Below are 12479 nucleotides of genomic sequence, written 5' to 3'. Positions count from 1 at the left end.
ACGCGCCAAGACTAGTGCCGCAAGGGGGCCTCGCCAAGCGCAATGTTCTCGTTTTCTTCCATTTCGCCGGCAAGCGGCTTTACAAGCTCGATTTTTCCGCCGGCCTTCCGGGCCACGACGATATAGCCCTCGATCCGCGCCGCGCCGTCCTTGCGCAGGAAGGATTTCTCCAGCGACACGATCCCGAATCCGGCTGCCGCGAGAGCGCGGCGCAGATAGGCCTGCGAATGCGCGTAGCGCAGCGACGGCCGAAGCGCGTAATCCTCCGGCCCCTCATGTGCCTCGACCGTGAAGGCGAACATCCCGCCCGCTTCCAGCAGCCGGTCGGCCAGCGCGAAGGCCGCCGCCAGGTCGCCGAGATAGATGTAGACGTCGGCGGCGACCGTGAGGTCGGCCCGTCCCGGCTCCTGGTCCGCGATGAGGGGAGAGGCGATGTCGCCCTTTTCCAGCCGGTCGTAGATGCGTTTCGCCCCGGCGCGCTTCAGCATGCCGGCCGACAGGTCGACGCCTTCGAGGAAACTGACCGTCTTGCGCAGGTGCTCGCCCATCAATCCGGTGCCGCAGCCGAGATCGACAGCATGGCGGAACGTTGCGCCATCCGGGCCGCGCGCGGTGAAGATCGCTTCGGCGAGGCTTTTCGGCGCGTGATAGTCGAGGCGTTCGACCAGCGACCGTTCGAAGCGCGGCGCGAAATCGTCGAACAGGCTTTCGACATAGGCCGAAGGCGGCGCATCGGGCGTATCGGTGATGCCGAGACTGGCGAGCTTCAGTTGCGCGCCGAAGCGGTCCCGCGCGTCCAGCCGCAGGAGCTGGCGCCAGATGTCCGCCGCGTCGGCCACGCGTCCGGCCTTTTCCAGCCATTCGCCCTGAAGGCTGAGAAACGGCAGATGGTCGGGCGCGAGTTCCAGCGCCTGCGCGATCAGGTCGGCCGCCGCTGCATGATCGCCGGCTCCCGCATATTGGCGGGCAAATTCGGCGCGCCGGTCGGCGGTCAGGTTGCCCGAAGACTGATTTGTCATTGTCGTGAAAAGCTCAACGAGAAGTCGATGCCGGCATATGTTGCGCATGGCGCGAAATTGCAATCGGAATCTGAGGCCTTTTCGCCGCAATCGAATGGCTTATCTTGCGCCCATGCGTTTCGAGGACCTGCTTCGCCCGACCGAGAAGGGCCTGTACTGCCCGCCGGGCGATTTCCACATCGACCCGGTGCGGCCGGTGGAGCGCGCGTTGGTGACCCACGGCCATGCCGATCACGCGCGCCCGGGCCATGCCCATGTCATGGCGACGCGCGAGACGCTCGACATCATGGGGATACGCTACGGCGAAGGCTTTGCCGGACAGACGCAGGCGGCGGCCTATGGCGAAGTCATGTCGCTGAACGGGGTGACGGTGAGCTGGCATCCCGCCGGTCACGTGCTCGGCGCGGCGCAGATCGCGGTCGAAAAGGACGGTGTCCGCATCGTCGCTTCGGGCGACTACAAGCGCCGCCGCGACCCGACATGCGCTGCTTTCGAGCCGGTCGAATGCGATGTCTTCATCACCGAAGCCACTTTCGGCCTGCCGGTCTTTCGCCATCCCGACGACCGCGAGGAGATCGCAAGGCTGCTTAAAAGCGTCGAGCAGTTTCCGCAAAGCGCCCATCTCGTCGGCGCCTATGCGCTCGGCAAGGCGCAGCGCGTCATAGCGCTGTTGCGAGAAGCGGGCTATGACCGCGTCATCTACATTCACGGCGCGATGCAAAAACTCTGCGACTATTACATCTCCCGCGGCGTCGATCTCGGCCCGCTCGCCCCGGCGACCATCGATCGCGCGGCGAGGGACCAGTTCGCCGGCGCCATCGTCATCGGCCCGCCGGCGGCCTTCGTCGACCGCTGGGCGCGGCGCTTTCCCGATCCGGTATCCTGTTTCGCCTCCGGCTGGATGCGAGTACGCCAGCGCGCAAAGCAGCGCGGCGTCGAACTGCCGCTGATCCTGTCCGATCATTGCGACTGGGACGAACTGACCGAAACGATCCTGGAACTCCGCCCGCAGGAAGTCTGGGTCACGCATGGACGCGAGGAGGCGCTGGTGCGCTGGTGCGAACTGAACCAGATCCGCGCCAAACCGCTCAATATTGTCGGCTACGAGGACGAGACGGAATGATCGCACGCACTCGCATCGTACACGGCCTGTCGGTCCTGGCCCTCTCCCTGTTCGCGATATCCGGCTCGCATGCGGTCGGCTCGACCAGCGAGGCCTGGAAGGAATTTGGCCATACCGTCGAGACGGCGTGCCGCGCCGCCGCGGCGAGGCAGATGAAGGTCGGCGCCGTCCGCATCGATCCCTTCGGCACGCAAAGCTATGGCGTCGCCGTCCTGACCGAAGCGGGTGACGGCGGCGCGGACCATGTCTGCGTCTACGACAAGTCGAAGGGGACGGCCGAAATCGGCGGCCCGCTGCAACTGGTCGGCGATCCCGCCCTGCCGTTCTCGCCGGACGACCAGGCGCAGCTTTCCGCCTTGCGCGATCAGGTCCGCGCCACCCTTGCCGACATCGCTGCGAAGCGGCTGCCGTCGAACGGCCAGGCCGCGACCGTCAAGGCCATGCTCGACGGCAGGGTGAAGACCGACGATATCGCATCGGCCCTGCCCGGCCCCTACCGGTGTACGGTCTACTGGTACGGATTTCTCGATGAGGGCGCGCGCCGGGTCGGCGCCCACCGCTGCGTGGTGTCGGCGGGCGGCAACGGCGCGCTCTACATCACCAAGAACACCGGCGAGGGCTTCTACGCCGAGACCGTGCCGTGGGTCGACCGTTTGACCGCCTTCGCGGGACGCTCCTACCTGCCGGGCCACGGCCAGACGCGTTACGATCCGGACCAGCCGGAAAACAGCGAAAACGGCAATTTCGGCAACAAGGTCGGGCTGGTGCTGCGCAGCGGCGAGCGGCTGTTCCTGGTCTCCATCGACGAACGCGGCATGTCGCCGAAGGACCCGACCTTCTTCGAGATCACGGAGCTGGTGCCGCAGCTTTGAAGCGGTTCGCCTAGGGGTATTTTTTCCGCGCCGTGGCCACGGCGAGTGTCTTGCCCTTGCCGTCCAGCGCGGTTGCCGTCCATTCATAGGTGTGGCGGCCACCTGGAGGACACGGGCTTTTGTATTTGAAGGCGCCGGGCGCGATGGTGGAGGCGCCGCTATATTTCGCCTTGCCGCCGCCGTGGTGGTAGGTCGGAACGTTGATGTCCTTCATGTGGAACCGGATCGCGGCGGTCCCCTGCGGGACGTTCTTCAGTTTGAATATCGGATTGGGGGCCCTGCCCGGATGTCCGCTGGTACATGTCTTGATGTTGCCCCAGTCGAAGCTGAAGCCGAAATCGGCGGCATAACTCGGCGTGGCAAGCAGAATGGTGAAAATCGCCGTGACGGAAATCAGGAATTGGCGCATGCAGTATGTCCTCCGGTGCAAATTGTCCTGCCATGGAGAGCAGCGGCGGCAAGCCGTGTCCAGTTAAAATGAAAGCCTTCGCCGAACTTCTCGACCGCCTGGTGCTGACGCCGTCGCGCAATGCGAAACTCAAGCTCCTGGCCGACTATGTCGCCGAGACGCCCGACCCGGACCGCGGCTACGCCATCGCCGCCATCACCCGCGATCTCGACATCATGTCGGTCAAGCCGGCGATGATCCGCGCCCTCGTCGCCGAGCGCGTCGACGAGATCCTGTTCGGCTATTCCTACGATTTCGTCGGCGATCTCGCCGAGACCGTCTCGCTGATCTGGCCGGGGCCGGTCGAGGAGAGCGGGAACGTGGATCCGCGCCTCTCGGCCATCGTCGAGGCGCTGCAGCAGGCGTCGCGCTCCGACGGGCCGAAGCTGGTCGAAAACTGGCTCGACGCGCTCGATCCCTCCGGCCGCTACGCGCTGCTGAAACTGATCACCGGCGGCATGCGCATCGGCGTCTCCTCGCGGCTGATGAAACAGGCGCTCTCCGATTATGGCGGCAAGGACGTCACCGAGATCGAGGAACTCTGGCACGGCCTGACCCCGCCCTACCTGCCGCTGTTTCAATGGCTCGACGGCAAGGCGGAAAAGCCGGAAAATCTCGCCGCCGCGCCGTTCCGGCCGGTCATGCTGGCGACGCCGACCGACGCCGAAGACCTCGCCCGCCACGATCCCGCCGACTATCTCGCCGAGTGGAAATGGGACGGCATCCGCGTCCAGGTCACGGCGGAAAAGGATCAGCGCCGGATCTATTCGCGCACCGGCGACGACATCTCCGCCGCCTTTCCCGATCTGCTTGCCGCGATGGACTTCGCGGGCGCGCTCGACGGCGAACTTCTCGTCGGACACGGAGAGGGCGACGCGATCGTCACCGGCACCTTTTCCGACCTGCAGCAGCGGCTCAACCGCAAGACCGTGCCGGCGAAGCTGCAGGCGAAATACCCGGTCATCCTGCGCGCCTACGATCTCCTGCAGGCGGGACCGGACGATTTGCGTTCGCTCGTGTTCGAGGCCCGGCGCGAGCGGCTGGAACGCTTTGTCGAAAGCCTTCCCGGCGACCGCTTCGATCTTTCGCCGCTGGTCCCCTTCGACACCTGGGAGGATGTTGCCGAAAAGCGCAACAACCCGCCCGATCCGGTGATCGAGGGGGTGATGCTGAAGCGCCGCGACTCGATCTACGTCCCCGGCCGCCCGAAAGGCCCCTGGTTCAAGTGGAAGCGCGATCCCTATCTGGTCGACGCGGTGCTGATGTATGCCCAGCGCGGCCACGGCAAGCGCTCGAGCTTCTATTCCGACTATACCTTCGGCGTCTGGACCGGCCCCGCCGACGATTCCGTCCTGGTGCCCGTCGGCAAGGCCTATTTCGGCTTCACCGACGAGGAACTGAAGCTGATCGACAAGTTCGTCCGCGACAACACCGTCGAGCGTTTCGGGCCGGTGCGTTCCGTGCGCGCCGAGCCGGACCACGGGCTGGTGCTGGAAGTGGCATTCGAGGGCCTCAACCGCTCGACCCGCCACAAGTCCGGCGTCGCCATGCGCTTCCCGCGCATCGCCCGGCTCAGATGGGACAAGCCGCCGCACGAAGCCGACCGGCTGGAGACGCTGGAGGCGATGCTGGATTGACGCCGCCCTTGCACCCGCCCCAATTTCCACCTAGCTGACAGCCGAAACCCATGCGGGAGCGCGAAACATGCAGGTCAACCGGCTTCTTGGCGACTCAGTCGGCCGAACCATCGTCAAGCTCGTCGTCGTCTCGATCCTCGTCGGGATGGTGATGAATGTCTTCGGTCTCTATCCGCTGGACATCTTCTACGCGTTTCGCGATTTCATCGTGAACCTGTGGGAAAAGGGCTGGGCCGCGCTCGGCCGTTTCGGCGACTGGCTGATCCTCGGCGGCATGGTCGTCGTGCCTGTCTTCATCATCCTGCGGTTGCTCAACTACAGGCGCGGCTGATGATCGCACGGCGCCAATTCATCGCGGGCGGCGCCGCTTTCATGCTTCTGCCGGCGCTGCCGGCACAGGCCGCTTCCGGCTCCGTCGTCACGGGCGAGGCGCTTTCGCTGGTCAACGCCTATCGCAAGTCGAAGGGCAGGAGCCCGCTGGTCGCCGATAGTGCCCTGTCGCGCGCCGCGCTCGATCAGGCCAGGCGCCTTGCCGCCAGCGGCAGGCTCAGCCACGCCAGTTTCCGCCAGCGCATGGTCGCAAACGGCGTGCCTTTTCCGGCCGCCGAGAACATCGCCTCCGGCCAGCCGACCGTTGCGTCGGTCGTCCAGGCCTGGATCGGCTCGCGCGGCCACCGGCGCAACATGCTGGGCAAATACAACCGCCTCGGCGTCGCGGTCGCCCGCGACCCCAAATCCGGCAACCGGCCCTACTGGGCGATGGTTTTATCCGCCTAGAAGCAGGTCCGGGAAAGCTGGACACCGGTTTTCCGTCCGGACTTGCGACCACAGGTCAGAACACGAACTCGCTCGCCACCCGGTGCAGGATGACGTGGCGCAGCGCCAGGGCTTCGACGTCCTTCGAATAGCCGCCGCCGATCACGCCGCAGACCGGGATGCCGCGCTGCCGGAAATGCGAAAACACCATGCGTTCGCGCTGTTCTATGCCCCGGTCGGTCAGCGCCAGGCGGCCGAGCCGGTCCTCGGCGTGGACGTCGACGCCGGCATTGTAGAAGACGATGTCGGGCGCGACGCGGTCGCGCAACTCCTCCAGCACCAGCGCCAGCGTTTTCAGATAGGCAAGATCCTCGATGCCGTCGGGCAGGGCGAGGTCGTAGTCGGAGGTCTGCTTGACGTGCGGATAGTTTTTCTCCGCATGCACGGACGCCGTGAAGACGCGGCCGTCGCCTGAAAAGATCTCCGCCGTGCCGTCGCCCTGGTGCACGTCGAGATCGAGCACGAGCGCGTTCGAAATCTCGCCGTCGGCAAGCAGCACATGCGCGGCGACGGCGGCGTCGTTGAAGGTGCAGAACCCCGCGCCCTGCGCCCGTCCGGCATGATGGCTGCCGCCCGCCGTGTTGCAGGCGACGCCGTGCTCCAGCGCCAGCCGCGCCGCCATCACCGTGCCGGCGACCGCGCATCGCGCGCGCAACGCCGTGCGCTCGGTGACCGGAAAACCGATTTCCTTCTCGATCCGCTCCGGAACAGCGAAGCCGTAGACCTGGTCGACATAGGCCGGATCGTGCGCGAGCTTCACCCAGGCGGCGGGGGCGGGTGCCGGAATGTGGAAATCGCCGGGTCCCGCCAGTCCCTCGGCCATGATCGCGTCGGCCAGCAGCCGGTACTTCGACATCGGAAAGCGGTGATCCGGCGAGAACTTCGCGTCATAGGCGGGATTGTGGACGATCGGCAGGCGCATGGCGGTATTGACCTATTGCCTTCGCGCCAAAAAGCAATCAAGCCTCTCTGGTTCGCCCTGCCGGAATCGCCCGCCGAAGAGATCATGACAGCCGCCGTCAAGCCCGCATCGCGCCCCTTCGAGGTGACCAACCGCATGGTTTTTTCCATCGCGGCGCCGATGACTTTGGCCTTCCTGACGACGCCGATCCTCGGCATTGTCGACACCACGGTGATCGGCCAGTTCGGCGACGCCAGGTTGATCGGCGGCCTCGCCGTCGGCGCGATCATCTTCGACATCGTCTTCACGACGCTGAATTTCCTGCGTTCCGGCACGACCGGTTTCGTCGCCCAGGCCTTCGGCCGCGACGACGGCGCCGAGCAGCAGGCGGTGTTCTGGCGCGCGATCATCCTCGCCTCCGGCCTCGGGCTGGCGCTTCTCGTCCTGGCCTGGCCGATCCGCGAGATCGGCGTCTGGCTGATGGCCCCGGGCGAGGGCGTGGCCGACGCGACGCGCACCTATGTCACGATCCGCATGCTCGCCGCGCCGTTTTCGCTGATCAACTACGCGCTGCTCGGCCTCCTGCTCGGACAGGGCAGGGCGATGACGAGCCTTGCCCTGCAGACGCTGCTGAACGGCATCAACATCGCCGGCTCGATCTGGTTCGGCCTCGTGCTCGGCTGGGCGATCGAGGGTGTCGCGCTCGGCACGGTGCTCGGCGAGGCGACGGCGGCGATCGCCGGTTTCTGGTGGATCCGGCGCGGCTTCGACCATGCGCATGCGCCGACATGGGATCATATTTTCGAACGCGTCGAGTTCCTCCGCCTGATCTCCGTCAACCGCGACATCATGATCCGCTCCTTCGCGCTGCTGGCGGGCTTTTCGCTGTTCACGCGCACCGGCGCGCAGTTCGGCGCGGTGACGCTGGCCGCCAACGCCATCCTGATGAACTTCTTCATGATCGCCGGCTATTATCTCGACGGTTTCGCGACCGCCGCCGAACAGATCGTCGGCCGCGCCATCGGCGCCAACCACAAACCCGCTTTCTGGCGCGCGGTGAAACTGACCTGCCTGTGGGGCTTCGCCCTCGCCGGCTTCACGACGGTGATCGTGTTTTTCGCGGGCGGGCCGGTGATCGACTTCATGACGACGGCCGAGGGCGTGCGCGAGATCGCCAAAACCTATCTGCCATGGGCCGCGGTGACGGCGGTGATGGGCGTGCTCGCCTTCCAGATGGACGGCGTCTATATCGGCGCGACCTGGTCGCGCGACATGCGCAACATGATGCTCGCCTCGCTCGCGCTGCTCTTCGCGCTGGTCTACGTGCTGGTTCCGGTCTACGGCAATCACGGCCTGTGGTTCGCGCTCAACGCCTTCCTCGGCGCGCGCGGCCTGACGCTGCTGGCGAATTTGCCGAGGCGGGCGCGGACGGTGTTCGCCTGATCGGGTGGGCGGGCCTTCTCTAGGACGCCGACAAATGGCAGCTCTGCGGGACAAACCAGCCATAGGTGCATAAAATATGACACCCGTCTCTATCACGGTCAGGAGTCTCTATGGGTTCACCGCACCTGCCCAAGCTGACAACTACACTTCTGCATTCGTACAGCGAAGCTGCGCTCCGCAACGCGGGTGAACTGCTGGTTGAAGCCTCGCTCTTACGTGACCATGACCACATGGCACGGGCCTTTTTCTTAGCTGTCGCTTCTATTGAAGAAGCGGGTAAGGCGTTGCTCGCTTTCGATGCCCAGGGCCGCAACCTGTCCGATCCGGCAGTTTGCACGAAGCTGAAAACGTTGATGGAAAGCCATGGGCATAAGATCAACTACGCGTTGAGCATGTGGGCCTTGAGTAGCCCGGATCAACACGAAGCGCTGAAGGTGGCGCTGGATCTGATCTTCCACATTAAACAGGGCCGTGAACCGTCAATGTATAGCGATCTACGCACCGACCCGGATCGAGTACAAACGCCGCGTGAGATCGTTCGCGCCACCGCTGCGCGGGACTGTGTAAGGCTTGCCGAGAACTGTCTTGCACACGCACATCGACACGTCAGTGAGAAAATACCTGCCAAGTTCACGGCCGCTCAAAATAGACTCTTCACAATGAAGACCGCCAAATTTCAGGAGATGCTGAACGTGGAAGACTTCTGGTGGTACTACATCTCGCGCATGGAAGCAGGTCAGCAAGACATCGCGGAAGCGGTACTTGGATACGAGCGGGATCATATCAAGACTGGCAAGCCGTTCCGTACTGCGGAGTAAACGAGTGTTGTGGTTCGTGACGACCGTCCTAAACGGCAGCTAAGGGATCGAAGCAAACACAGGCCGTCCGAGCGTACGGCGAATCGACTTACGCGCTAACGCATGCGATCACGCCGGGATCGACTTCGCCGCCCATTCTTTCGCTTTCGTGCCCTTCAGATCCGAAATCGAGGCCGCGCCGCGCGCGTCGAGCAGGGCGGCGAGTTCGCGGTTGATCGCATTGGCGATGCCCGGACCGCGATAGATCATCCCGGTATAGAGCTGCACCAAGTCCGCCCCGGCCTCGATCTTGGCGAGCGCGGTTGCGCCCGAGTCGACGCCGCCGACGCCGATCAGCGTCTTGAGCGGCCCGATCCGTTCGCGCGTCTTGGCGAGCACGATGGTCGAGCGCTCGAACAGCGGCTTTCCCGAAAGGCCGCCCGCTTCGCCGGGATCGGCGGAAATCCCCGTCCGCGACAGCGTCGTGTTGGAGACGATCATGCCGTCGAGGCCCTTGTCCATGACCTCGGCGACGATGTCGTCGAGCCCTTCCTCGGTGATGTCGGGCGCGATCTTCAGGAACACCGGCACGACCCGTTTGTGGATTTCCTCTTCCGCGGCCCGCGCCTCGCCGATCCGGCTTAGAAGGTCCGCCAGTTGCGCGCGGCCCTGCAGGTCGCGAAGGCCCGGCGTGTTCGGCGAGGAGATGTTGATCGTGAAATAGCTGGCGAGCGTATAGAAGCGCCTGAGCCCGGTCACATAGTCGGCGATGCGGTCGTCGGCATCCTTGTTGGCGCCGATATTGACGCCGACGACGCCGCGTCCGCGCCGCGCGGCAAGCCGGCCGAAGGCCGCGTCATGGCCCTGATTGTTGAAGCCGAGCCGGTTGATGACGGCGTGGTCGCGCGTCAGCCGGAAGATGCGCGGGCGCGGATTGCCGGGCTGCGGCCTCGGCGTCGTCGTGCCCACTTCGGCGAAACCGAAGCCGATGCCGAGCAACTCGTCCGGCACCTCGGCGTCCTTGTCGAAACCGGCCGCCATGCCGAGCGGGTTCGCAAATGTCAGGCCCGCCGTCGTCACCGCGAGCCGCGGATCCGGCGTTGCCGCGCGGACGGGCAGGGCGCCGCTCTTCAATCCGGCGATCGCCATGCGATGCGCCGTCTCCGGCTCGAACCTGAAGGTCAGCCAGCGCCCGGCGCATTCCCACAGGCCGCCGGCCGTCATCCGCCGATCTCCGGAAATTCATGCGCGCCGTCGGGCCCGAGCGGCAGGTCCTTCACCCAGACGACCGCCGACAGCTCCAGCGGCGCGTAGAGATGCGGGAACAGGGCGCCGCCGCGCGACACCTCGTATTTCACCGCCGCTCCGAGCTTTGCCGTGTCGACGGCGATGAGCTTGAGGTCGGTCTGGCCGGCGAAATGCTTTGCCGCCGTTTCCTTCGCCTGTGCCGCTGTCGAGAAATGGATGAAACCGTCGGCGAGGTCGATCGGCGCGCCCTCGAACACGCCCGCCGCCTCGGCGTCGGCCCATTGCGCCCGCGGCGCGATCTTGTAGATGATCCGGTCCATGCGGGTTCCTTAGTCCGCGCCCGCCGGACGCGAAAGACCAAAGCCGGCGATACGGACAGTTTTGTTGCGGCCCTGTCGCAATTCTCGCGGAATTTGCCGATAGTCTCTCGTCCGGACCGCAATATGAGGGAAATCGAGACGCCATGAAGAAAATCAGCCGGGAAATCCTGATCGCCGCGATCGCTGTCGCCGCCTCGGCGGCTTCGGCCCTTCCCGCCGGCGCCGATACGGGCCGCTACGTGATGGAGAAGACCGAAGACGGATTCATCCGCATGGATACCGACACCGGCGAAATGTCGATCTGCACCGAAAAGAGCGGCCAGATCGTCTGCAAGCTCGCCGCCGACGAGCGCGCCGCCTTCCAGGATGCGCTCGACCGGCTGGAGGAGCGCGTGACGGCGCTGGAAGAGCGCGTCGACCGCACGCTTGCCGTCCCCAGCGAGGAGGAGTTCGACCGCGGCCTCGACAACATGGAGAAATTCTTCCGCCGCTTCCTTGGCATCGTCGAGGAATACGACAAGGAAAAGAAGGCGCCGCCCGCGCCGGAAACGCCGCCCGACCGGACCTGATCCCGGCGGCGATTGCGTTGCGTCGGAATCGGGAATTTGCCGCTGGACAGGCGCAAATCACATGCTATAAACCGCGCACTTTCCGGCGGCGCCGCCCCGGAAGGCGCCTTCGCGAGATGTTGTGAAGCGTATGCCCGGGTAGCTCAGGGGTAGAGCAGCGGATTGAAAATCCGCGTGTCGGTGGTTCAAATCCGCCCCCGGGCACCATCTGCCCGTTTTCCCTCCGATGAACGAAGTCGCCGGTTCGAAGGTGCGCCGCCTGTCGCTTTGCGCTAAAAGGCCCCGAACGGGACCAATCCGGATTGGGCCGCAATGAATTCTGAAAGACAGGCGCGGGGCAGGCGGCGAGGGCCATGATCGACAAGCTCGAACATTTCCTGGTGCTCGTGCGCGAGAAGCATTTCGGCAAGGCGGCCGAGGCCTGCAACATTTCCCAGCCGACGTTGTCGGCCTCCATAAAGCACCTCGAGGACCAGCTCGGCGTCATGCTCGTGCAGCGCGGTTCGCGCTACCAGGGCCTGACGGCGGAGGGCGAGCGCGTGCTCGAATGGGCGCGCCGCATTGTCGGCGACGCGCGCTCCATGCGCATGGAAATCCAGACCGCGAAACAGGGGCTGAGCGGCCGGGTGCGCATCGCCGCGATCCCCACCGCGCTGCCGATGGTGCGCGAACTGACCGCCGCCTTTCAGGCCCGCCACCCGAACGTGACCTTCGTCGTCCTGTCGCGGACCTCGATCGAGATCCTTGAACTGATCGACAATCTCGAGATCGATATCGGCATATCCTACATGGCGAACGAACCGCTCGGCCGTGTCTCGGCGGTGCCGCTTTATGCGGAGCGCTATGTTTTCGTGACCGCCGACGAGGCGCTGTTTCCCGGCCGCAAGGCGGTCACCTGGGCCGAGGTCAGCCGCACGCCGCTCTGCCTGCTCACCCCCGACATGCAGAACCGGCGCATCGTCAACGGCTATCTCGCCCAGGCGGGCGCCGAGGCCAGGCCGGTGCTGGAATCCGATTCCATGATCGCGATCGTCTCGCATGTGCTCGCCGGAAACATGGCCGGCATCCTGCCGGAAAAGCTCGTCAGGATTTTCGAGGCGGCCGGCGCCATCCGCGCCATCCCGCTGATCGAGCCCGTCGCCAGCCAGATGATCGGCGCGATCGCCGCCGAACGCGAGCCGCGCACGCCGATGATCGACGCGCTGCTGAAATGCGCGGCCGGCGTGGCGAAACAGCTGCAGGAAGAGGCCGGGGAAACGGCCTAGAGCTTTTCAGGGACAGATAGA

General features: G+C 65.2%; 14 protein-coding genes and 1 tRNA gene. 10 read left to right on the top strand and 5 right to left on the bottom strand.

Features of this window, described 5'->3' with window-relative positions; translation table 11 throughout:
• Positions 1-11: 11 nt before the first annotated feature.
• On the bottom strand, positions 12-1019 hold the full coding sequence (locus tag IG169_RS16060) for a class I SAM-dependent DNA methyltransferase (RefSeq protein ID WP_193177251.1): 1008 nt from the start codon (positions 1017-1019) through the stop codon (positions 12-14).
• A 112-nt stretch (positions 1020-1131) separates the two neighbouring features.
• Between IG169_RS16060 and IG169_RS16055 the strand changes: the two genes are divergently transcribed.
• Both IG169_RS16055 and IG169_RS16050 read left to right on the top strand, forming a co-directional pair.
• The gene (locus tag IG169_RS16055; protein WP_193177322.1) at positions 1132-2142 is read left to right on the top strand and encodes a ligase-associated DNA damage response exonuclease; all 1011 of its coding nucleotides are present in this window, start codon (positions 1132-1134) and stop codon (positions 2140-2142) included.
• Positions 2139-3014, top strand: coding sequence for a hypothetical protein (locus IG169_RS16050; RefSeq protein WP_193177250.1), 876 nt, complete (start codon positions 2139-2141; stop codon positions 3012-3014). The genes IG169_RS16055 and IG169_RS16050 overlap by 4 nt, the downstream gene beginning before the upstream one ends.
• A gap of 10 nt (positions 3015-3024) precedes the next feature.
• On the opposite strand, the gene IG169_RS16045 is transcribed toward IG169_RS16050, so the two are convergent.
• On the bottom strand, positions 3025-3423 hold the full coding sequence (locus tag IG169_RS16045) for a phospholipid-binding protein (protein ID WP_193177249.1): 399 nt from the start codon (positions 3421-3423) through the stop codon (positions 3025-3027).
• A 68-nt stretch (positions 3424-3491) separates the two neighbouring features.
• Between IG169_RS16045 and IG169_RS16040 the strand changes: the two genes are divergently transcribed.
• The 3 genes from IG169_RS16040 to IG169_RS16030 all read left to right on the top strand — a co-directional run bounded on the left by IG169_RS16040 (position 3492) and on the right by IG169_RS16030 (position 5876).
• Positions 3492-5099: a cisplatin damage response ATP-dependent DNA ligase gene (locus IG169_RS16040; protein WP_193177248.1), complete on the top strand. Its 1608-nt coding sequence runs from the start codon at positions 3492-3494 to the stop codon at positions 5097-5099.
• Between the two features lie 67 nt (positions 5100-5166).
• A complete protein-coding gene (locus IG169_RS16035; RefSeq protein ID WP_193177247.1) occupies positions 5167-5430 on the top strand; it encodes a DUF6460 domain-containing protein in 264 nt (87 codons plus the stop codon).
• Positions 5430-5876: a CAP domain-containing protein gene (locus IG169_RS16030; RefSeq protein ID WP_193177246.1), complete on the top strand. Its 447-nt coding sequence runs from the start codon at positions 5430-5432 to the stop codon at positions 5874-5876. The genes IG169_RS16035 and IG169_RS16030 overlap by 1 nt, the downstream gene beginning before the upstream one ends.
• 55 nt (positions 5877-5931) lie before the next feature.
• On the opposite strand, the gene IG169_RS16025 is transcribed toward IG169_RS16030, so the two are convergent.
• The gene (locus IG169_RS16025) at positions 5932-6837 is read right to left on the bottom strand and encodes a histone deacetylase family protein (protein WP_193177245.1); all 906 of its coding nucleotides are present in this window, start codon (positions 6835-6837) and stop codon (positions 5932-5934) included.
• Positions 6838-6921: 84 nt separating this feature from the next.
• Here IG169_RS16025 and IG169_RS16020 point away from each other — a divergent pair, with 84 nt between their 5' ends.
• On the top strand, positions 6922-8259 hold the full coding sequence (locus IG169_RS16020; RefSeq protein WP_193177244.1) for an MATE family efflux transporter: 1338 nt from the start codon (positions 6922-6924) through the stop codon (positions 8257-8259).
• Positions 8260-8369: 110 nt separating this feature from the next.
• The gene (locus IG169_RS16015; protein WP_193177243.1) at positions 8370-9077 is read left to right on the top strand and encodes an AbiV family abortive infection protein; all 708 of its coding nucleotides are present in this window, start codon (positions 8370-8372) and stop codon (positions 9075-9077) included.
• A gap of 108 nt (positions 9078-9185) precedes the next feature.
• Here the strand turns inward: IG169_RS16015 and IG169_RS16010 are convergent, their stop codons facing one another.
• The gene (locus IG169_RS16010) at positions 9186-10280 is read right to left on the bottom strand and encodes a quinone-dependent dihydroorotate dehydrogenase (protein ID WP_193177242.1); all 1095 of its coding nucleotides are present in this window, start codon (positions 10278-10280) and stop codon (positions 9186-9188) included.
• Positions 10277-10624, bottom strand: coding sequence for a DUF952 domain-containing protein (locus IG169_RS16005; RefSeq protein WP_193177241.1), 348 nt, complete (start codon positions 10622-10624; stop codon positions 10277-10279). Before IG169_RS16005 ends, IG169_RS16010 begins: the two co-directional genes overlap by 4 nt.
• A gap of 143 nt (positions 10625-10767) precedes the next feature.
• Between IG169_RS16005 and IG169_RS16000 the strand changes: the two genes are divergently transcribed.
• From IG169_RS16000 to IG169_RS15990, 3 genes are all read left to right on the top strand, one after another.
• The gene (locus IG169_RS16000; protein ID WP_193177240.1) at positions 10768-11193 is read left to right on the top strand and encodes a hypothetical protein; all 426 of its coding nucleotides are present in this window, start codon (positions 10768-10770) and stop codon (positions 11191-11193) included.
• Between the two features lie 132 nt (positions 11194-11325).
• Positions 11326-11400, top strand: a tRNA-Phe gene (locus IG169_RS15995).
• Positions 11401-11546: 146 nt separating this feature from the next.
• Positions 11547-12458, top strand: coding sequence for a LysR family transcriptional regulator (locus IG169_RS15990; protein WP_193177239.1), 912 nt, complete (start codon positions 11547-11549; stop codon positions 12456-12458).
• The last annotated feature ends 21 nt before the right edge of the window (positions 12459-12479 follow it).

This window comes from Oricola nitratireducens (assembly GCF_014904745.1).
Classification (GTDB): domain Bacteria; phylum Pseudomonadota; class Alphaproteobacteria; order Rhizobiales; family Rhizobiaceae; genus Oricola; species Oricola nitratireducens.
Note: the sequence above shows the minus strand (reverse complement) of the source record. Positions and strands in the feature narration are given on the sequence as shown.